Source organism: Myxococcus vastator (assembly GCF_010894475.1).
In the GTDB taxonomy this organism is placed as follows: Bacteria; Myxococcota; Myxococcia; order Myxococcales; family Myxococcaceae; genus Myxococcus; species Myxococcus vastator.
Genome location: NZ_JAAIYB010000016.1, coordinates 1 through 20,382, shown reverse-complemented (window position 1 = coordinate 20,382; position 20,382 = coordinate 1). Strand labels below are relative to the sequence as shown.

Annotated in this window: 10 protein-coding genes and 1 pseudogene; 8 read left to right on the top strand and 3 right to left on the bottom strand. The window is 68.0% G+C overall.

Annotation, left to right across the window (positions count from 1 at the left end):
* The first annotated feature begins 249 nt into the window (after positions 1 to 249).
* Positions 250 to 1,170 carry a hypothetical protein gene (locus G4D87_RS02790; RefSeq protein ID WP_163778331.1) on the top strand — a complete coding sequence of 307 codons (921 nt, stop codon included), beginning with the start codon at positions 250 to 252 and terminating at the stop codon, positions 1,168 to 1,170.
* A gap of 138 nt (positions 1,171 to 1,308) precedes the next feature.
* Positions 1,309 to 1,470 carry a hypothetical protein gene (locus G4D87_RS02785; protein ID WP_163778328.1) on the top strand — a complete coding sequence of 54 codons (162 nt, stop codon included), beginning with the start codon at positions 1,309 to 1,311 and terminating at the stop codon, positions 1,468 to 1,470.
* 65 nt (positions 1,471 to 1,535) lie between these two features.
* Here G4D87_RS02785 and G4D87_RS02780 read toward each other — a convergent pair whose 3' ends face one another.
* Positions 1,536 to 2,003, bottom strand: coding sequence for an SRPBCC family protein (locus G4D87_RS02780; protein ID WP_163778325.1), 468 nt, complete (start codon positions 2,001 to 2,003; stop codon positions 1,536 to 1,538).
* Positions 2,000 to 2,389 (bottom strand): ArsR/SmtB family transcription factor, encoded by a 390-nt coding sequence (locus tag G4D87_RS02775; RefSeq protein ID WP_163778321.1) that lies wholly within the window; start codon positions 2,387 to 2,389, stop codon positions 2,000 to 2,002. Before G4D87_RS02775 ends, G4D87_RS02780 begins: the two co-directional genes overlap by 4 nt.
* 621 nt (positions 2,390 to 3,010) lie before the next feature.
* Between G4D87_RS02775 and G4D87_RS02770 the strand changes: the two genes are divergently transcribed.
* Genes G4D87_RS02770 through G4D87_RS02760 form a run of 3 tightly spaced genes read left to right on the top strand, consistent with a single transcriptional unit; the run spans position 3,011 to position 16,963 of the window.
* Positions 3,011 to 10,258, top strand: coding sequence for a hypothetical protein (locus G4D87_RS02770; RefSeq protein WP_163778316.1), 7,248 nt, complete (start codon positions 3,011 to 3,013; stop codon positions 10,256 to 10,258).
* A gap of 20 nt (positions 10,259 to 10,278) precedes the next feature.
* Positions 10,279 to 13,680 (top strand): Ig-like domain-containing protein, encoded by a 3,402-nt coding sequence (locus G4D87_RS02765; RefSeq protein ID WP_163778313.1) that lies wholly within the window; start codon positions 10,279 to 10,281, stop codon positions 13,678 to 13,680.
* Between the two features lie 16 nt (positions 13,681 to 13,696).
* Positions 13,697 to 16,963: a phospholipase D-like domain-containing protein gene (locus G4D87_RS02760; RefSeq protein ID WP_163778310.1), complete on the top strand. Its 3,267-nt coding sequence runs from the start codon at positions 13,697 to 13,699 to the stop codon at positions 16,961 to 16,963.
* Positions 16,964 to 17,210: 247 nt separating this feature from the next.
* On the opposite strand, the gene G4D87_RS02755 is transcribed toward G4D87_RS02760, so the two are convergent.
* Positions 17,211 to 17,420 carry a hypothetical protein gene (locus G4D87_RS02755; RefSeq protein WP_163778307.1) on the bottom strand — a complete coding sequence of 70 codons (210 nt, stop codon included), beginning with the start codon at positions 17,418 to 17,420 and terminating at the stop codon, positions 17,211 to 17,213.
* 116 nt (positions 17,421 to 17,536) lie between these two features.
* Here G4D87_RS02755 and G4D87_RS02750 point away from each other — a divergent pair.
* From G4D87_RS02750 to G4D87_RS02740, 3 genes and pseudogenes are all read left to right on the top strand, one after another.
* Positions 17,537 to 17,791, top strand: a pseudogene (locus G4D87_RS02750) (IS1182-like element ISStau7 family transposase); the annotation flags it as partial.
* 393 nt (positions 17,792 to 18,184) lie between these two features.
* The gene (locus tag G4D87_RS02745) at positions 18,185 to 19,744 is read left to right on the top strand and encodes a deoxynucleoside kinase (protein WP_163778301.1); all 1,560 of its coding nucleotides are present in this window, start codon (positions 18,185 to 18,187) and stop codon (positions 19,742 to 19,744) included.
* 14 nt (positions 19,745 to 19,758) lie between these two features.
* Positions 19,759 to 20,382, top strand: a 624-nt coding sequence (locus G4D87_RS02740; RefSeq protein ID WP_163778297.1) for a hypothetical protein, incomplete at its 3' end; no start/stop codon positions are given.

The following is a 20,382-nucleotide window of genomic DNA, read 5'->3' as shown; positions in this document are numbered from 1 at the left end:
CGCCCCCGTTGGCGGATGGCCCCCCTTTTGCGAGCTGCGGGCGCTGACGCGCCTGGGTCGGGAATTCCTACCGCTGAAGCCCCTGCTGAATCTCCTCAGCACCCGGCTTCCACATCACCTTCCAGCGCGCCTCGGGAAGCCGCGGTCAGTCGAACGGGCTCCGCGCATAGCGCCGCGTGCTCGCCTACCGGCACGCACCGCCGCCCCCGTTCGGGATGATCTCGTCACCGCACGCGGTTCGCGCCGCTCATGACGATCCCAAACCTCCTCAGAGCTTCGTTCATCTCCGCGCTCGTCATTGGCACCGCCGCTCCGGCGCTCGCCGCCCCGGCCACTCCGCCCGCTCCCGTGGCGGAGGTTGGTCCGGACGGAGTGGGGATGCTGTTCCCCTCCGAGCCCTCCGGCAGCAGCTTCCACCTCAGCGACGGCGACCCCACCGACTCCGAGCCATTCTTCGACATGGAAGGCGACGAGGCCACGCCTGGCCTCGAAGCCGGCGTCCCCTACTGGTCGACCACCGGCCACCGCGTCACGTACGCGAGCGGCAAGCCCGCCGGAAAGACGGTGCGGCTGCACCTCCGTCCCGGCGGCGGCGAGCAGTCCTTCACCTGGCGTGACGGCGCCCTCGAGAACGGCTTCATCGGCAGCCCCGACGATCTCCTGAACTTCGAGGCCACCGTCTACGTGCGCGCCCACGAGGACAACGGCACGCACCACTCCATGTCCTGGAAGATGCGCGGCGGCCAGCACACGAAGCCCCAGGTGGCGCGCTCGAGCTGCGTCGGCATGGACGTCCCGTTCGGCGGCGTCTCGCCCCAGGCCTACCGCGAGCTCGACCACCCGACCTACGACCACCTCTCGCTCACGCCCTCCTTCGACTACCAGTTGCAGGAAGGCCGCTGGCTCGGCGTGAAGGTGGTCTCGTATCTGGTCGAAGGCGGCACCCGGAACCTGCTGTTCCTCGACACCAACCCCTTCGACGCCTCCGGCACGCCGCGTAACGAGTTCCGCCTCTTCACCGAATGGCACGACCGCGACGGCGAGAACACCGGTCACTACGATCGGGCGGCCACGTGGGCCGGCTGGGAGACGACGTTCCGCGTGGACGGCTGGCGGCGGGTCGACTTCGCCTACCCCTCGGCACGCGAGATCGTGCCGCCGACCCCGTAAGCGCCCTGGCGCTACGCGCGCTCGCGGTCGCGGGGCTGCTCGCCCCAGCGGATCGCGAGCGCGACGCGTCCGGCAGACGGAGAAGCGATCGATTCGCGATATGCGCTCGGCAGAGGAGTGACAAAACCATCAACGCTCATGCTGCGGAAAGCCATCGGTGATTTCGTGATGCGCGCGATGAAGGGCTTGAGCGAGGCATTGCCGGGGATGTTAGCGCCGGCCGAAACTCCCCTTCACTGCGTCGAGCTCATTTCCGACCAGGGCCGCATCCCCACGGGCTTCGGTTCTTCCCCTTGCTGAGTTCGCTGCGCTTGAAGCCGAGCTGACGTGGGCACTCGCGCGCACGGTACCGTGGCGACGAGCGACTACTGCTGCGTCGCGAGGTGCTGCTCGAGTCGCGCGAGCGTCTGATTGCCGCCTTCGACTGCGTACTTTGCCGCCTGCTCGCGCGCTTCGACGGTGGGCATCGTGTGCTGCAACGTGACGCGCGTCTGTCCCGCCTCATCCTCGAAGGTGACGACCGCCTTGAACATCACCTCGCCCTCCTTCGAGCCGTGATCCCATTCAAGCCGCTCGTTGGGGACGACCTTCGTGTAGACGATGTGGTTCGGGAAGTCGGTACCATCCGGCCCGTGCATGGTGAACTTCCACGCGCCACCCGGACGCACATCCTTGCTCACCGTCGTCGTGCGGAAGCCGTTCGGCCCCCACCAGTTGGAGATCATCTTCGCGTCGGTGAACGCCTGAAAGACCAGCGCGCGTGGGGCGCTGATCAGCCGCGAGATTTGCAACTGCCGCTTCGCGAGTTCGTTGAGGTCGATCGCTGCGTTCATGTGTGTGCTCCTCGTTTGGGCTTCTTCGGAGTTGGAACCTTGCGGGCGCGCGCCGGGCGCTTCTGCCCCTGGAGGTCGGCGAGGTAGTCCTCGAGCCGGTCGAAGCTGCCCTCCCAGAATTCGCGGTAGTGCTCGAGCCAGGCGTTCGCGTCTTTCAGCGGCTTCGGCGCGAGTCGGCAGGGGCGCCACTGCGCTTCGCGGCTCCGCGTAATCAGCCCTGCGCGCTCAAGCACCTTGAGGTGCTTCGTCACGGCAGGGAGGCTCATTTCGAAAGGCTGCGCGAGCTCCGTGACGGAGGTTTCACCCTTCGCGAGCCGCGCGAGGATCGCGCGCCGGGTCGGGTCGGCGAGTGCGGCAAAGGTGGCGCTGAGCGGGTCGATCGACATGGCGTAATTAACCAGGTGGGAAAATAACCACTTGGTTAATCAAGTGCAAGCGCGGGCGCGCGAATCGCGTTGAACGGCGCGCGAGGATGGCATCAGGGCGTCGGCGATGTGGAAACGGGAACGTCCCGGATAGTGTGCGGAAGTGGGACCGCCTGGCGACCCATGGCGGCGAGCGTCGCCGAGCGCAGGCAAGCCTTCGGCTCGACACCGCAGCGCTGTCGCGGCAAGACGCGCGATTGGGATTGGACTCCCGCTGGCCCTGTGCGCCTCGGCCCCGCCCCCTACCCAGGCAGTGCAGGGAGTGAAGCGCTCGGCTCAATCCTTTCACGCGTCATCTGCGTTGACACTCGCGTCCGGGGGAGGTGAGGGCGTGGGCTCCTGCGCGAGGCCCGCCAGGGGCGGCACGGCACAAAGGAGGAAGCGGGCGGAAAGGTGGCGCATGGAGGACTTCGGGCTCCACCTGCGGCGCGGCCCCGCCAATGACATAGACGCGCGCAGCATCGCCCACCTCCGCCCAGACCCTGAAATCGGAGGGGCCGTGAGGAGGATGTCAGGGGCGGATCGTTATGTATTTCGAAGCGCTTTTTATTCGCACCGGTGTGCCCGGGAAGAGGGGTCTGCATGGCCGCGACCAAACTGGGGCTGTACGAGCTGCTCGCGCCGCAGTTCGCCATTCCCTTCCCCGACTTCATCGATGAGTACCTCTCCGTCCTCGGGGTGGACTCGCTCCAGGCCACCTATGACGACACGGCCGTCGTCTACACCGGCACGCTCAGCCTCATGGGCGACGCCGGGGCCCTCCCCAAGCGCGAGCACCGCGCGCCCTCTGGCGAAGTCTTCACCTGGGACGCGCTCACCATTCCCTTCCGGCTCACCGTGCCGCGCAACACGGCCTCGCAGGACCTGCAGGCCGCCGTCGACGAGGTCGACGCCGCGGGCCAGGACCTCATCGCCGCCAACCTGGAGCCAGCGCTCGTCCGTGATGGGCGGACGATGCGCAACCTGAACAGCCTGGTGGACCGGCTCGGGCCGGTGCCCACGCAGGGCGCGCCGCTGGCGGCCGGGGCCACCACCGACGCGCTGGGGACCGCGTTCCGGCTGGAGTTGATGATGCCGGAGCTGTCCTTCCACCTGGGCAAGGCCTGGAAGCCCGGCGTGTACCAGGACCACCGCATCCTCATCGACCCGGCCAACCCGGACGGGGACGTGCGCTTCGTCCTCCCCAGGGTGGTGTTCGAGTACCAGCAGGACCAGGGCTACGCGACGGCCCCCCGCTTCCGCATGAAGTCCTGGGGCAGCGGCGGCTTCGACGCTCCCGCGGACCTGGGGGTGGGCGAGCTCATCCGCATGGAGCCGCCCATCGCCATGCACGAGAGCGGGCGCTTCGCCTTCGGCGTGGACCAGGTGCTGCTGGACCTGAGCCAGGACTCCACGCCCCCGCAAATCCTGGAGTACTTCGGCACCGACGAGGCCTGGACGGGCCTGTTCATCAAGGCCATCCGCGTCTACTACACCGACGAAGCCAAGCAGTGGGGCTTCACCTTCGGCGTCGACAACGCGCTCATCTCCTTCCAGGGCGAGGTCTCCTTCGACGCCTTCGTGGACGTGGTGCTCCAGGCCGACTTCCGCATGTCGGTGCTGCTGCTGGACGGCGCCACCTCCATCGACTACCAGCCCGGCATCCAGGCCGACTCGGAGGCCGAGTGCGTCTCCGGCAACGCGGTGGTGCCCGAGGACGCCTACATCCAGGTGTCCGCCCTGGGCGGGGTGCCCGGCTTCACCGTGTCCATCTCCTATGCGGGCGCGCCGCTGCCGTGGGACGCCGCGAAGGGGCGCGCCCAGCTCACCGGCGCTCCGCCGAAGACGGGCGAGCTGGTGGTGGCGATGACGGACTCGTCCAAGCCCGCGCCCCGTACTCGCTATCAGAAGACGGCCCTGGTGCTGACGCCGTCCTCGCAGCAGCCGCAGCTGCCCGCCCCGGGCACGCCGGTGAAGCACACGGCGATGTGGGACCCGGACGCCATTCCCCCGGACGTCACCGTCACCTTCGTGCCGGCCACCACCGGCATCACCGAGACGCTCACCGTCTCCGCGCCCCGGCACAATCTCCTCCGGGATGGCGTCACCGTCACCGTCACCGACAAGGCGACGAACAAGCCGGTCATCGGCCCGCGGAAGTACTACGTCCCCACCATCCCCATCGACGTGCCCGAGGGCGCCGAGTACGACGTGGAGCTGGCGCTGGCGCAGGTGGACTCGAAGCGGGAGTACTTCCACCTCCTCTACGACTACGACCGGCCCTTCGAGGATGAGTACCCGGGCATCGTCCCCGCCTACGTGGGCGGCTTCGGCGCGTCACCGCCGGACAAGGTGGATCCGTTCTTCATGGGCAGCAAGGTGCCCACGCCGGCCTGGCCCCTGCCGTCCGCGGGCGCCGCGGCGGGCTCGCCCCCGTCCCCCGGCCAGACGGGCCCAGAGGCCCTGCGGGCCTGGCTGTGGCACCGAGTGCCCGAGCTGAACGGCAAGCGGACCGTCTCCGTGGACGGCTACGCCAGCACCGAGGGCCACTCCTGGACCGAGACGCACAACTTCAAGCTCTCCATGCGAAGGCTGGCCGTCGCCTACGCGGCGGTGGACGACTACAACGCGAAGCACCCCGGCGCCCCGGTGGAGATCGCCAACCGCAAGGTGCTCCAGCCACCGGCAGGGGACGTGGACACGGTGGCGCATGGCGAGCTGCTGGCCAAGGCGGGCCAGAAGCTGCACGGCGGCTCGGACACGGAGACGGACCCCGCCGTCTACCCGCCCGGGGAGATGAGCGGAAAGGGCCGCGAAGGCAACATCCACGACCGCGTGGTGCTGCTGCGCGCCGACGGGGTGGGCGGGGCTTCCGCCGCCACGGCGACAGGCACCCTCAAGCGCGACGCGTCCCAGCCCATCATCGTCCCACCGCCCAAGGAGCCGCCGCCCTATCCGCCGTCCAACGCGCCGCCTGACGTGTTCCGCCGCATGAGCGTGCGCGTGCGCGTGGAGCGCAACACCCTCATCCTGGCCCAGGTCGAGGGCGAGCTGGACTTCGAGACCACGCTGGAGCGCAAGGTCCGCGAGCAGCAGATCCAGGGCGACAACGCGCCCCAGAAGCCGCTCTTCAACAACCCCGGCGACGGCATCACCGAGTTCACCTTCGCCTATACGTACGACCCATCCACGCACTACCGCACGGAGAGCCTGCGCATCCACGCCGCGCAGGAGGACCTGGACGGCGTGCTGCCGCCCATCGTCCTGGAGCCGAACGAGGCGGGCTACCGGTGGAAGAACATGCTGGGGGCGATGATGCTGCTGTCGCCCATCCTGTCCAAGGCGACGGGCACGGCGGAGCTGGACCAGCCCGAGGACTGGGCGGGCATGGCCGTCTCGTGGGGCGTGCCGGCGCTGCTGGGGGGACTGGACGTCATCCAGACGAAGCAGCTCACCCTCTACGGCGGTGAGCTGAAGGCCCGCCAGTACGCGCCGCCGGGGCAGGACGTCCACTTCTCCGACGCCGCGGTGCTGTTCGACTACGCGGTGGACTTCGGCGTCGACTTCAAGGTCGTGAAGGTGAAGTCCAGCAAGCCGCTGCGCGTGCGCTACAAAGCGGTGGGCTTCAACCTCCACGTGCCGCTGAACGGTGACGCCTGGCAGTACCAGCCCATCTTCGATCCGTCCAAGGGCTACGAGCTGAACCTGGACGACCCGAGCCTCTTCGAGGTGGACGGGCTCCTGGGAGACCTCATCAAGGTGCTGGGTGCGCGGGTGGCCCGCTACAACCCGCTCACCCTCGAGGTGGACCTGGGGCTCAACATCGACCTGGGCGTCGTCACCGTGGACGAGCTCAAGGTGAAGTGGCCCATCGCCGACCCGGGGCCGGGGCTGCCCAGCATCCTCCCCGCCGGGGTGAAGGTGGACGTGCCGGGCACGCTGAAGGGCAACGGCCGGCTGCACCTGCTGGACAACGGCTTCGAGGGCTCGCTGGACGTCACCCTGGTGCCGCTCAAGGTGCGAATCGCCGCCAGCCTGGGTGTGCAGCAGGTGCCGGCGACCGCGCCGCCCGCCGAGCGCGTCACCGCTGTCTTCGTCGGGCTCACCGTGGAGTTCCCCTCGCCCATCATCCTGGGCGCCACCGGCCTGGGCATCTACGGGTTTCAGGGCCTGTTCGCCATGCACTACAAGCGGCTGGAGGAGCCGCGCCAGCCGGGAGACCCGGTGGGCCCGGCGCTCCGCTGGCTGGAGAAGGCCGAGGGCGAGCCGGCCCGGCTGGTCAACTCCAGCAACGCGCCGCTCTGGGGGACGGAGAAGGACCGGTGGAGCTTCGGGGTGGGCGCCATCCTCGGCACGCTGGACGGGGGCTTCCTCACCAACCTGCGCGGCATGTTCATGCTGGAGCTGCCCGGGCCCCGCATCCTCATCGCCGTGAAGATGACGGTCATCTCCCAGCTGCCGGGGGACCTGAAGGGCAACGTCACCACGGGCCTGCTGGGCGTGCTCGACCTGGACTTCAACCTGGGGCAGATCACCCTGGGCGTCATCATCGACTTCTCGGTGAAGGAGTTGATCCAGATCAAGCTGCCCATCGAGCTGTTCTTCAGTTGGAACAAGCCGGACCAGTGGCACCTGTACGTCGGCACCATCCAGCAGCCGGCCAAGGCGGAGATCCTCGGCATCATCCGCGGTGGCGGCTACTTCATGATCGCCGGGGACGAGATTCCCGGCTTCCCGGTGGGTGGCGGGGATGAAATCACGCTGGAAGGTGTCGCCGTGGCGGCGGGCATCTTCGCCAGCATGGTGTGGGGCTCCAAGTCGATTGGCCTCTACCTGGAGCTGTCCGCCCGCGCCGACGTGGGCTTCTCGTTCGACCCGTTCTTCATGGTGGGCCTGTTCCGCCTGACGGGCGAGCTGAACCTGTGGATCATCAGCATCTCCGCGTCCGCCGCGCTCACCATCAAGGCGCCCCCCGCGTGGTTCCGCGGCGAGGTGTGCGGCAAGGTGCATCTGCTGTTCTTCGAGATTGAAGGCTGCGTGGACGTGGAGTTCGGCGGCTCGGAGCCGAACACCCAGGGCTTCCCGGACTTCCTCAACGGCGTGTACCTGCAGAGCTTCGCGCCCGTCATCACGGCGGGGCAGGGTGGCGAGCGGCCCATCGACGCCAGCCTGGGCAACGCGGTGCGGGGCGTGCCTTCGGGCAACACCGACGGCGACGAGCCCCCGGCCGGCTCCGAGGGGAGCATGCCGGTGGTGCCCATCGACAGCATCCCGGTGCTGCAGATGCTGTGCGCTCCGCGGGTGGGCGCCACCGACGAGGTGTGGATGGACGCGGCCAACCAGGCCCCCGTCCCGCGCGAGCCGACCGCCACCTTCACCGAGGCCCTGCCCATCTCCCCCGCGCTCCACGCGAAGGACGGCTACCTCACGCTGGGCTCGCTCAAGTGCCGCTTCCGCCTCACGCGCCTGTCGCTGTGGCGCCGCAAGGCGGGCACGGCCGACGCCTTCGTGGCGGAGAGCTACGGCGGGGAGGCGCCGCCCGCGGTGTGGCGTTTCGAGAAGCAGGCCCGCAACGACAAGCCCGACAAGCGGGTGGACCTGGCGCTGGGCAGCCGCACGCCGTCGCCCACGCCGCGCGCCCTGGAGCGCTCCACGGAGCTGGAGACGCTGGTGGAGTCGAGCTGGGAGTCCACCTGCACGCCCGCCGCGCCGCCCGCGTGCGTGCTGTGGACCCTCTGCGACAAGCCGCTGGGCCCCTCCGGCAAGGGATGGGATTTGGAGGGCACGCCGCTGCCGGACCCGCCGGGCACGGAGCGCGAGACGCCTCCGCCCACGGGGATGTACGTGGGCGAGCTCATTCTCACCCCGGAGGAGCAGGTCATCGCCACCGTGGCCGAGGAGTCCGGGGACCCGTTCCCCGCGCCCGCCAAGGTCGTTGGCCGGGTGCCTCAGTCGGAGCGCGAGGTGGCGCGCCTGCGCTGTGCCCGGGGCCTGCAGCTGCCGCGCCTGTTCGACAAGACGGCGCACGCGCCATCCACGTTCCCCAAGCCGCCTGCGTACAACCAGGTGATGCTGGCGCTCCAGCAGAAGCTGTGGGTCAACCTGCACACGGGGCTGGCCAACCAGGTCCGCCTGCTGCTGCTGGCGGACGCCAGCTGGAGCCAAGGCGTCTTCGAGGTGCGCCAGTTGGACAACAAGGGCGTGCTGCTGAAGACCACCGCGCTCAACCTGGCCGCGCCCCAGGTGCTGGCCAGCGCCGCGGACCTGCCGGCCCAGTGGAGGGACCCGGCGCTGCCGTGGGCCCAGGAGGTCACCCCCGTCTACGACTTCTTCACGAGCGGCAAGCCCGAGTTCGCCTTCATGAGCCGGCTGCTGCTCACCCTCAAGCCGGAGTCGCGCTGCGCCATCGTCCAGCTGCGCTGCAAGCCGGTGCTGTCCGTCACGCAGAAGGAGTACACGCTGGTGGTGGGCGCGGTGGAGGTCTGCTCGCTGGCCGAGGAGCAGCGCTTCAAGTTCGAGTCCTCCAAGAAGGAGACGAAGAAGGAGACCCTCCAGGACTACGTGGAGGAGGGCGAGGCGGTGGCGCTGCTCACCCCTGGCTCCGAGTACCGCCTGGACGTGGAGTACGAGGCCAACGGTGTCTCCACCATCGAGGTGGGCCCCGGCATCGAGCCGTACGAGCAGGTGACGGACCTGACGGCCTACAAGCGCTCGTTCTTCTTCCGCACCGACTCGCACCTGCCCAGCCGGCTGGACCCCTATGTCATGGGGCTCAACCCGGACACGGGCGACGCGTTCCACTTCTACGGCGAGCCGGTGATGGTGGTGTTCAACGACGTCTCCACCCTCCCCATGCTGGCCGCGTACAACGCGAAGCTGCAGTACCGCCTCCGCGGAGCGGACGGCCGGGCGGTGATGCCGCCGCTGCAGGACGAGGGAGGCAACCCCTTCCCGCAGCCCCAGGACCCGGAGACGTCCGTCGACGTGGACATCGCGCCGTTCTCGGGTGAGAAGGCCGCGGACTTCGGCTCGCCCTACTACGACACGCTGCTGGAGACGCTGCCCGACCTGCCGTGCATCAACGCGTCCGGCACCAGCAAGACGCAGACGTACGTGAAGCTCGCCGCGCAGTTGGCGCCGCTGATGGGCTACACCTTCGAGCTGCTGCCGGTGGCCATCGACGAGGGCACGCCGGTGCAGCTCAAGCCGGTGGAGGGAGCCCAGGGCGAGCTGCCCTTCTTCCGGCGCTCGTTCAAGACGGGCCGGTACGCGGACCTGCACGCCTTCGCCGAGGACGTGCGCGGCGCGCGGGTGCGGCACAAGGTGCTGGGCTCCGCCATCCACCTGCCGGGAGTGTCCGGCGCGCGCACGGAGGAGGAGGTCCTCGGCGCGCTGATGGCGGCCGGAGAGCAGGCCCTGCCGGCGCCCGGGGAGAACACCCTCACCGTCTACTGGGTGGGGGACCAACCGCACGCGGTGCTCATCGACACGGTGGAGCCGCACTGGCGCACCCGCCAGGAGCCGGAGCTCGTCCCGGTGCAGGACGCGGACGACTACACGTATGACCCGAACTTCAAGCGGGTGGAGCTGCGCACCCGGCCGGCCCTGGCGCTGACGTCCCCGAGCGGCCACATCCAGCGCTTCATCCACACGACGGGCGGCGCGCGCACGGTGGCCTTCTTCGACCCGGCGATGCTGCCCCCGCAGGGACAGCCTGGTTCCACCTTCACCCTGCGGCTCAACCGCCCCGCCAGCAGCCTGTACGCGGACCTGCTGCCGCAGGACGGCGCGGACCTGCTCACCCTTCAGCTCACCGCCACCCCACCGTGGGAGGACGACCTTGATTACTGATTCCACGCGGGAGGAGCGTCATGGCTAGAACCGTCTGGTCCCGGGGCCTGATGCTGCACGCCGGCCCCCTGAGCGAAGCGGACCGTCAGGGCCGCCAGGAGCTGGTCAAGCAGCGCCTCCACATCACGTACCCCACCGGGCCTTCGGTGGCGCTGCGGTGGATGTCGCGGCCGATGCTCGGTTTTCCGCGCCGGCCGTTCCAGGTCTACCGCCGGCTGCGCACGGGGGACGACCTCAACCTGCACGGTCAGTTGCTGGCGGTGGGTGCCTTCGCAGTGCCGGCCAACACGAAGTGGACGTGGGGCAGCAACACCATGTTCGACGTGGCGCTCCGGGTCACCCTGGCGGCGGGCAACACGCTGACGGTGGTGGCGCGGGACACGTACGGCGAACCCCTGCCCGGCCAGCGCATCACGTTCAGCGGGTCTGGCTGGGGGCGCTTCCGGGCGCACGGCATCGCCAGCCTGGGCTTCAGCGGCGTGGGCACGGTGAACACGCTGGTGGGCATTCCCCAGGAGACGCTGGTGAACCTGGTCACCTGGAACCAGCCCATCCAAGTGGTGGGGCTGCCCTACAAGGCGGGCGAGGCGGCCGCGCCCGTCTATGCCGGCGCCATGCTCCAGGGCTACGCGCCCGCGAGCATGACGGGGTACAACGCCGCGCAGTTCCGGCTGGAGATCGCCGCGCTGATGCAGGTGGACCCGCCGCCGGTTCCTGGCGTGGTGGTGTCTCCGGCCTGGCCCGCGCCGGACCCGGTGCTCTTCCTCCAGGAGATGGTGAACGGCCGCGCGGGCTCGGGCGGGCGCTCCTTCTTCCGGGCGGTGCGCGCATGCCTGTCGCAGACGGTGGACAGCGACCCGACGCGGCAGCAGCGCGACTTCGTCGTCACCCACGAGTTGGACGGGCTCGCCCAGGTGGGACAGAACGTGCCTCCCGAGGGCACGACGACGTTCCGCCTGCCGGTGGTGGGCACGTCGATGATGAACGTGGCCACCGACAGCTTCGCGGCCACCGGACTGGGGTACGGCACCATCGACCTTCCGCCCCCGTCCACCGTGTCCTCGCCCAGGGGCGGCGGGCTGAACCTGCCGCTGCCCTCCTCGTACGTGCGGCCCACGGGCCTGGTGGACCTTCCCCATGACTACATGGTGGTCGCGCCCTTCCACGTGCTGGCCCAGGTGGTGGGCACCCATGTGGAGTGGGACGTGGAGTTGGCCGCCATCGCCGAGGTGCGCCCGGAGCCCGCGGCCGCGCAGTCCCTGAGCGCCTCGCTGCTGTCGCGCGACAGGCCGCCGTCGCGGGACACGCAGGCCTACGAGTCCCGCCGGCTCGAGTGGCTGCCGTCGCTCCTGCCCCAGTCTTATGGCCTGGTCGCGGAGCGGGCGGCCGCCACGCCCGTCATCCTCAACGGGCCCCGCCTGGGCGGCAAGGGCTACCAGCCCTATGTGCCCGGTCGGCCGGGGACGGTGGAGGGCGTGGTGATGCCTGGCACCCGCTCGCACTACGTGGACCGGTACGGCCGGCAGCCCTACAGCGGCGGCAACACCACGCGCTACTTCGTCATCGGCACGGATGTCTTCGGCCGCTGGTCCACCTCCTGGACGCAGGCGTCCTTCAACTCCACCGCGGACGCGGTGGCCCGGCCCGGCGTGGACAAGGTGATGTTCGAGCCCAACCCGGGGGAGACCGGCGCCACCCTCCACGGCAGGTGGGTGGTGGACTTCGCCTGGGACTGGGGAGACCGCAGCCCACACACCATCGAACTCACCGGGCGCTTCTTCCCCGGCGAGGGCGTGGATCCGGACCCCGCGCCGCCCGCGGGCTTCGCGCTGACGCCGGCGGGCGCGGGGACGCCGGTGCACGTGCGCTTCGACGGCGCTCAGCAGCCCTACCTCGCCAGCGCCGCCCACGCGGGGCATGGCACCGTGCAGGTGCTGGGGGCGGTGGCGGACGGCAACTCGGACGTGCGGCGCTACCGGCTCATCCTGGACGGCGGCGCGGTGGACTTCACCGCGTCCCAGAAGAAGGTGGGCTATGCCGCCTATGCGCGCGGCAGTGAGGCGGTGCGCCCCGTGCCTCCCGCGCCCGGCGCGTGGAGCACGTCGGTGGGGCCTCGCGTCACGTACGTCTTCGACCCCACGCCGCCCGCCGTGGACCTGACGCCGCCGCAGGTGAAGTGGACGTCGCTGCCGGATGTCATCGGTAAGGCTCGCGCCCGGCTGACGTGGGATGGGGACCCGGCCGCGGACGGCTACATGGTGTGGATGGCCACCGAGTCCGCGCTGGCGAAGAAGGCCAACCTGGCCCTGCCCGAGGGCATCCAGGAGCGCGCGCTGCTGCTCAAGGACACCGTGCGCAACGCGGCCTTGTCCGACGATGAGGACTCCATCCGCGTCTTCACCCGCCTCAACGAGAAGCCCCTGAAGGCGACGGAGTTCGAGGCGGACCTGCCGGGCTCGTCGGGAATGCTCTTCCTCTATCGCTTCTCCGCGGTGTCGAAGACGGGCGTGGAGTCCACGCGCTCGTCGGAGATGTACGCGGTGGGCGTGCCGGAGCGGGTGCAGCCGGGCCAGCCAGTGCTGATGGCGCGCTCGGAGCCGGGGGGCATCCGGCTCACCGTGCACCCCGGGCCCGGGCCCGAGGCAGACGGCTTCCGGCTCCACCGCGTCCGCCGCGAGGTGCAGGCCCGGGACGTGGGGCTGATGGGGCCCGCGGCGTACGGCCACACCGCGCCGCAGTGGCAGACGGAGCTGGTGCCGAAGTCTCTGGGCAGCGCGGAGCTGGTGGAGACGCGGGTGCTCGTGGACGCGCAGGCGCCGTCCTGGTTCCCGTTCTACTACCGGGCGCAGGCGCTGGGCGGCATGCAGCCCGACGACCCGGTGATGCATGGGCGCTACCCGGGCGAGTCCGAGGCGTCCAGCGTGGTGGAGGTGTTCCACACGCCGCCGGCTCCGCCGTCGCTCGACTTCCTGGGGAACACCTGGGTGGACGCGAACGACCGCGTCAACATGCTCACCTTCCAGACGGACCTGCCACACCGGCTGTCGCCCCTGGGCGTGGCCCTCATCGAGCTGTACCAGACGGGCGTGTCGGCCCGGGGCGTGCCCACGCGGAACCGGGTGCTCCAGGCGAAGACGCACGAGCTGGCGGCGCAGGGGGCGTTCCCCAATCCCGACGTCATGGTGGCGACCGTCCTGCAGGCGGGGCACCTGCTGCGGTTCTTCCGCAGCCCGAACAACGCCTTCCCCGCGCAGTACCGGCTGTACGTGAAGCTGCTGGGAAAGACGGAGATGGTGACGGACCCGCAGACGCAGCAGTCGTACCAGCGGCCCATCTGGGGCTCGCCCTTCGTGCTGCGGCTGGTGGATCCGCTGGGGCGGGCCACGGAAGTGCCCATCGCGCAGCTGTTCAACGGGCCGTAAGGAGAGGGGCCACGCCATGACCATCGTGATGAACGTCCTGAGCAAGCTGGGGATGCAGGCCTTCGGACTGGCCATGCCCCGCATCGCCTGGAGCCCATGGGTGGATGGGGTCACCGTCACGTCCTCGGAGGACCCCAACGGGCAGCCCCCCCTCACCCTGCGGGGCCTGGTGCAGGGCGCCAACACCCCGGCGACCTGGATTGCCATGATGGCGGGGACGATGCGGCAGGTGGACACCTCGGCCAACCTGCCCCTGGGTGTGCCGCTGGTGCGCGCGGACGGGACGCCGGAGCAGGGCACGGGGGTGCTCGTCACGCTCTTCCCGCAGCTCTACGCGCGCCTGTCCCGCCTGTACTGCGAGCTGCTGGAGACGCCCGCGGTGCCAGGCAACCCGGTGAACCCGCGCGGCGTGCCGGTGCGCCCGGTGCCGAAGTACTTCTTCTATTCCGCGCAGGACATGACGCCCAACCTGGCGCTCAAGCTCAACGGCGGAGTGAACCCGGGGGATGAGCTGGGCCAGTACGAGGACCTGCGCATCTACGACGTGCACGGGCAGCCCATTGACCCGCTGGCGGTGTTCTCCGCGCTCAACATCCTCCTGGCGTACCACCCGTCGCTGATGTGGCTGCCGCTGATGATTGTGGACCCCCCGGCGCAGAACCTGCTGGGAGGCCTGGCCCAGGTCCTCTCCCAGGGAAACCCGAACCGGGTGCGGCTGCGGCTGTGCGGCCCGGAGGGCCAGCCTCACTCAGGCGCGGGCCTGGGCGGCATTGGCGCGGTGGATGCCGCCACCGGCCTGTGCGACTTGACCAATGGCCTTGGGGGCACCGTCACCCGGAACGGGGGCCAGCCCGCCTCGCGGGTGCTGGGCTCGCCGCACCGGGGCACGCTGGGGGCGGCCTTCACGCCGCCCACGCCGCTTCCGGACCTGTCGGGCGTCATCACCGGCGCTCAGCCGGGACCGCGCCCGGCCATGTTCCGCGACTTCTTCACCGTGCGGGTGCTGGACCTGGAAGCGTTCCTGCTCGGCACGCCGGACCCGGACTTCGCGCGCGCCAACGGCGTGGCGCTGGAGCAGCGCCCGGCGGTGCGCATGGCGGAGACGCTCACCCCGCTGCCGGACGGCAACGACGTGCTGGGCGCGGCGCAGGCGGTGCTGGCGGGGGCTCCCCCCAACAGCCAGTTCCAGTGCGTGGCGCAGGCCCTGGACGACACCTTCACCGTGCCCGCCGTGGTGGGCGCGGGCTCGAAGTGGCCCGCCTTCGCGCCGCAGCCGGTGACCGGGCCCGGGGCGCTGCCGCCCGACTACCTCACCGCGCGGAGCTTCAATGGGGGCGCGGCGTACATCACTGTGCAGGGGGCGACCACGCCGGACGTGCTGCTGACGCTGAACAACCTGGAGCCGGGAACGGCGGTGCACGTCTTCCCCCGGAAGTTCTCCGAGGACGCGGTGGTGACGCGGGGCGACGGGGCGGGCGCGGTGGTGGCCGCGAATCAGACGTCCGTGTCGTTGGTGCTGAAGGACCCCTTCGGTCTGGTGGGCCTGGATGGGACGGTGAAGAGCATTCCTACCAATGCGGTGCTGCGCTACGACCTGGCGCTCGTCAGCGACCAGTTGATGAATGGTTCGCCGGTGGCCCGCATCTTCGGCAACCAGGACGTGAGCCTCGCAGCCAGCGACACCGTGCCGGACACCAACCTGCCCGTGGCGCCGGTGGCCAACGCCCTGGGCCTGGCCGGCGTGTACAAGAGCACGTGCAGCGCCCGGGTGCTGGGGCTGACACCGCCGGGAGCCAGCAGCGCGCTGGACCTGCTCTGGGGCCTGGTGGGCGTGGAGGCGGAGAACCCGGGCGCGCCAGGGCCCGTGGGGCGTGAGCCCCCGCGCTTTCCCACCATGGCGTGCCGGGACCTGGTGGTGTCCAGCTTCACCAGCGCCGTCATCTCCGGAGGCCGGCTCACGCCGGAGACGCTGTCCGCGCAGTCGCGCCTGGGCTCGCCGGGCGGGCCAGGGGGGCGCGAGGTCCAGTCCGTCGGCGTGTCCACCTCGGGCGGGTTGCTGAGGCATGACCTGACGGTGCTGGGGCTGCGGCGCACGCGGTTCCTCCCGACGGGGCTGTTCGTGCTCTTCGGGCAGGTCTGGGATGCGCCCGCGGCGCCCGCGGCCGGCACCTTCGCGGGCGCGGTGCTCCAGAACACCGCGCCGCTGGCCGAGATGCCGGGCCTGTACTTCCTCAAGGACGAGATGGGCGACTACGCCACGGCGCGGGCCGGGTGGACGAACCCCGCCAACAACTTTTCGGACCTGGTGGACTGGATTGATACCCGGCTGCAGGGGAAGACCGTCACGGTGGACGGCAACGACATCGAGGTGGCGGCCCCCACGCGGCAGATGCTGACGGACATCCGCGATGAGGTGAACCAGGCCGTCACCGACCTGAACCTGCCCGTGGCCACGGCCAACCTGCGCAAGCAGCGGCTGTTCCATGAGCTGGACCGGCGCGTGGTGACGGCGGTGTACGGGCGGCGCGACACCGAGTGGGCGCTGCGGGCGGCGCTGGGCCGGGCGCGGCGGTTCGTCTACATCGAGACGCCGGGCCTGGGCACCACCCGCCTGGTGCAGGGCACCCAGACGCCCGCGCCCGAGGACCTCTTCAGCGTGTTGCTGGCGCGGATGATGGAGGTGCCGACGCTGCAGGTGGTGCTGTGCACGCCGAGGCAGACGGACTACCCGCCCCGGTTCCAGAACTTCATCGACTACGAGATGAAGGACCGCCAGGCGCGGCTGGACTCGCTGCCGGCGGACCGCAAGCGCGTCTTCCACCCCATGGGCTTTCCTGGCCGTCCGAGCCGGCTGGCGACGACGAGCATCATCGTGGACGACACCTGGGCGCTGGTGGGCTCCAGCACGCTGCGCCGCCGCGGGCTGACGTTCGACGCCAGCAGCGACCTGGTCTTCACCGACACGGTGTACGAGCAGGACGTGTGTCCCTCCATCGCCCACTTCCGTCGGACGCTGATGGCCCGGAGACTGGGCATCCCCGCCACGGAGGGCAACATGGCCCACCCCGGCTTCGTGCGCCTGGGGGACCTGTCCACCGCGTTCGACGTGGTGTCGGAGGTGCTGGAGACCGGCGGGGGCGGCTTCGTGGAGCCGCTCAAGCGCACCGCCGACGCGGCGCCCATCACCGACGCGCTCCTGCGCCAGGCCAACCCGGACGGCAAGGCAGTGGCCGAGGAGACGCCCCTGTGGGCGGAGCTCTTCGCCATCGAGTACCTGTCCTGAGCGGGGGAGGCGAGGCGTCCCGCGGAAGGGAGTGTCTTGATGGCGCGGCGGGGCCGCCCAGCCTCACCGCTACGTCAGGCGTCTACGGGCACCTCGATGTGGAGGACATGCGCGCGGGCTTGGTGCAGCTCAGCTTCCAGTCAATCGAGGGGTCGATTGCAGAGGTGCTCCCGGTGGCTGTGGTTGGCCCGCATGCTGCGTCGGTGGTGCGGAACTCAGCCCCACCGCGCCCCCATCCGCTTCCGGTTTAGCGGCCGCTCCCAAATGTTGTCGCGCACGCTTTTTGATGGTTCCACGGCGTTCCACGGACCGGCTCGTTGATGGGCACCTCCAGCAATCGCGCGAAACCACTGGAGTCCATCACGAGCGCGCGCGGCCGGGTGTCACCGCCGATGATGGCCTCTTCTTGAGGCGATTCCCTTTGGGGAATCGACGGTTGCAGCTTGAGCCGGAGCACGAGGCGGCTCAAGCTGCCCGGAGGGCACCGCCGCCAGGCGGCCGAAGGGCCTTGAACCGACTCGGGATTCCGGCGTCCATCATCCAGCGGACTCACCCGGCCATCAACAAACGTGCTCGGCAACAATGGGCGACGACGAGCGGGTCCAGCAGCGCCTTCGCTCACGTCTGCAGTCGCGCGCGGGCCGCGCACAACTCCGCGAGCGGGTCGGCGTCGAGCATTGCCTGGCACATCTCGCCAACCGCCAGGGCTCGAAGGCCCGATACCGCGGCACGCGTCGCAACCTCTTTGACTTCAGGCGACTCGCGGTCGTCGTCGTCCAAAACCTTGAGGTCGCCGCGCGCTACCTACCAACTCGCGGCGTGACCTAACCTGTTCGGCGCTCTAGCGCTACCGCGTCAGGGGTAGGCCCAGGGGGAGTTGAGCCTCCCCTGACGAAGGCCGCCTCTTCCCCGGCTGGCATCACCACCGCACGGCTCGCGATGGTGCGGGAGAATGCCACCGGATTGTCTCGCTGCCCCACCTGACACCGCACCACAACCATCACCGCGCCAACCACCACCGCGCCTCACGTCGCCCGCCGGGCCTCCACGGCCACCTGTGGGCCCCTGACGCAGTAATGATAGGCGCCTCCGTCCTGTCAACCGAGACCCGGAGTGGGGTTGTGGCGACCCAGTGCTGTCATGGGGGCCCAATCAACTCGAAAGCTGGCACGAGCACCGGAAATGCCATAGCTTCACTGGAAACACGCACCTAAACGTTCAATGGCGGCATCCCTTCAACAACTTGGCGATGCAGTAAAGATCTACAGACAGGCGCGTCGCCTAACACAAAGCCAACTGGCGGAACGACTCGCTCCGAAATCGAATCGTTCAGCTATTGCGCATTTGGAACAAGGGATCAGACTTCCCAGCCGGACCGTTCTGCGTGGCATTTGCCGCTATCTTGAGGTTCCTCAAGAGCTATGGCTTCCTTTTGAACTGGAAGCAGTGAGGCTTCGAACCGCTCAGGAGTTGAGTGCTGGAACTGCTCCGCGCGGGCTCCCGCATCTAGTAGCTATATCAGGACTCCAAGCCAGTGGGAAGACAACGCTTGCCAGAACAATGGCTTCTCGATTGGGGTATCACTATGTAGGGCAAAGCCCCGTAGGGAAATCGTATTTGTCCGACCTAAAGGCAGACCCTCGTCGATGGGCCTATGAGACTCAAATTGCCTTTCTGTGTCATAAGGCACTTGAGTTGTCAGACGCGCTTAGCAGATTCAGGAGGGTGATTGTCGATCGGTCGATCTATGAAGATGTCTATGTGTTTGCCCGCAGCTTCTTCGAGTCGGGGGACATAGATCAACGGTCATTTGACACCTATAAGGCGTTGGCGAGCCATTTTACGCAAAGCATACTGTCTCCGGAACTTGTGATATTCTGCGATGTGCCAATTGATATTGCGTATTCCAGGATTAAGGCGCGCGCGAGAGATGACAGGCCCCTGCATACCAGGGGGCATCTGGAGGCGATTGGCTCACTCTACTCCCAGTGGATGTCGGGATATCGTGAGTCGTCTGTTTGGAGTATTGATAGTGAAAAGAATAACTGGCTGAATGATGGAGTCGCGAAGGATATTTGTTCGGAGTTTGTGTGGTTGTGGGGGCAAAGGTCCCCTATGGAAGCGCAGCTTAGCTTGTTTGAAGCAGTCGCTGCGGCGGGTGGCGGAGGGACAACTCGTCGTGAGCCTTTGTTCTTCAGAGTCCAATATGACAAACCTAAGTCTGTCGATGAAGGGCCAAAGCTGTCAGTGGCGAGCGTGACGCCGCGCTACCCAACTGCGTATGTTGCTGCTCCATTTACAGCCAAGGCTAAAGGGGTTCTCAAGAGAGGAGAGGAATTGATTTCGGAGAAAGCCCCCCACGGAGTCATAGCTCCCGGAAGATATCGCAACATGCTGACGGGTATCGAGAGAACTCTTCGTGTTATGGGTGTGCATAGTTTTATTCCGCATCGTGATGTCAATAAGTGGGGAAGAAGGACGCTTAGTGCTGAAAAGGTCTTTAGGGGGTGCACGGAGGCTGTCGAGGAATGCGATATGATTGTCGCAATTCCGGGACTGAGTCACGGCACTCATTATGAGTTCGGGTTGGCTCTAGGGCTTAAGAAGCCATGTATTGTTGTTCACTGTCTGGAGATTCCCGAGTCGTTTGTTGGTGCCGGGATACAGACGAAGGATGACTTGTTGCTCTCGATTTCCTGTCGCAGGTTGACGGATATTCCAAAGTTGCTGATGTCGGAAGAGATTCAGAGCTTTTTAAAGAGGTTTTTCCCGGTAGGGTAGGTGGGCAGGTTTGAATGCCAATGAATAAACTCATAGGTTGGTACGCAGGTCTTCGTCCGACGCAGAAAAGTATTGTTCGTGTTCTCTTTTCGTTCGGAGGCTTTTATGGCGGCATTGTTGCGGAGTATTATGCTGCGAAGGAGTTGGATGGTTTGGGTGTAGGGCCATTGCTGCTCAGGGCCATTGCGATGGGGTTGGCAGCACTTGCGCTATTTGGTGTTTCGTCTGTTTTCGCTTCGCGGCTTGATGATGTCCTTGAAACGGAGCGTCGCCGCCAGGAACAGTTGGCATATGCATCTAGTTTGATTGATCAGTATGTGACGGGCCAAGTCGAAGGCGTTGCAACAGCAGGAGATGTCAGTGGCTCAAAGGAGGCTTTTATTCAACGGCTCGTCAGTTCAAGGCAGCGTATTCAGGAGTTGACGGCCAAGGTTCATCAGTTTTTTGAATCCAAGTATGGTCAGTCGGCAAAGATTGAAGAAAAGATCGACTTCGAGGTTACGTTTATGACGAAGTCGTACATTGATGATGGAATTACAATTCCGGCTCATGCTAATAGAATGGGCAGAGCGCCTAAGAGCATGTTGGAGAGGCCTGGTAACCCAGATCGATATGGCCGCAGCATCACTGCAGAGGTC

What these genes read in the sequence shown, in the direction of transcription:
- G4D87_RS02790 (WP_163778331.1), top strand. Translation starts at nt 250, where the DNA reads ATGACGATCCCAAACCTCCTCAGAGCTTCGTTCATCTCCGCGCTCGTC.
- G4D87_RS02785 (WP_163778328.1), top strand. Translation starts at nt 1,309, where the DNA reads ATGCTGCGGAAAGCCATCGGTGATTTCGTGATGCGCGCGATGAAGGGC.
- G4D87_RS02780 (WP_163778325.1), bottom strand. Translation starts at nt 2,003, where the DNA reads ATGAACGCAGCGATCGACCTCAACGAACTCGCGAAGCGGCAGTTGCAA.
- G4D87_RS02775 (WP_163778321.1), bottom strand. Translation starts at nt 2,389, where the DNA reads ATGTCGATCGACCCGCTCAGCGCCACCTTTGCCGCACTCGCCGACCCG.
- G4D87_RS02770 (WP_163778316.1), top strand. Translation starts at nt 3,011, where the DNA reads ATGGCCGCGACCAAACTGGGGCTGTACGAGCTGCTCGCGCCGCAGTTC.
- G4D87_RS02765 (WP_163778313.1), top strand. Translation starts at nt 10,279, where the DNA reads ATGGCTAGAACCGTCTGGTCCCGGGGCCTGATGCTGCACGCCGGCCCC.
- G4D87_RS02760 (WP_163778310.1), top strand. Translation starts at nt 13,697, where the DNA reads ATGACCATCGTGATGAACGTCCTGAGCAAGCTGGGGATGCAGGCCTTC.
- G4D87_RS02745 (WP_163778301.1), top strand. Translation starts at nt 18,185, where the DNA reads ATGGCGGCATCCCTTCAACAACTTGGCGATGCAGTAAAGATCTACAGA.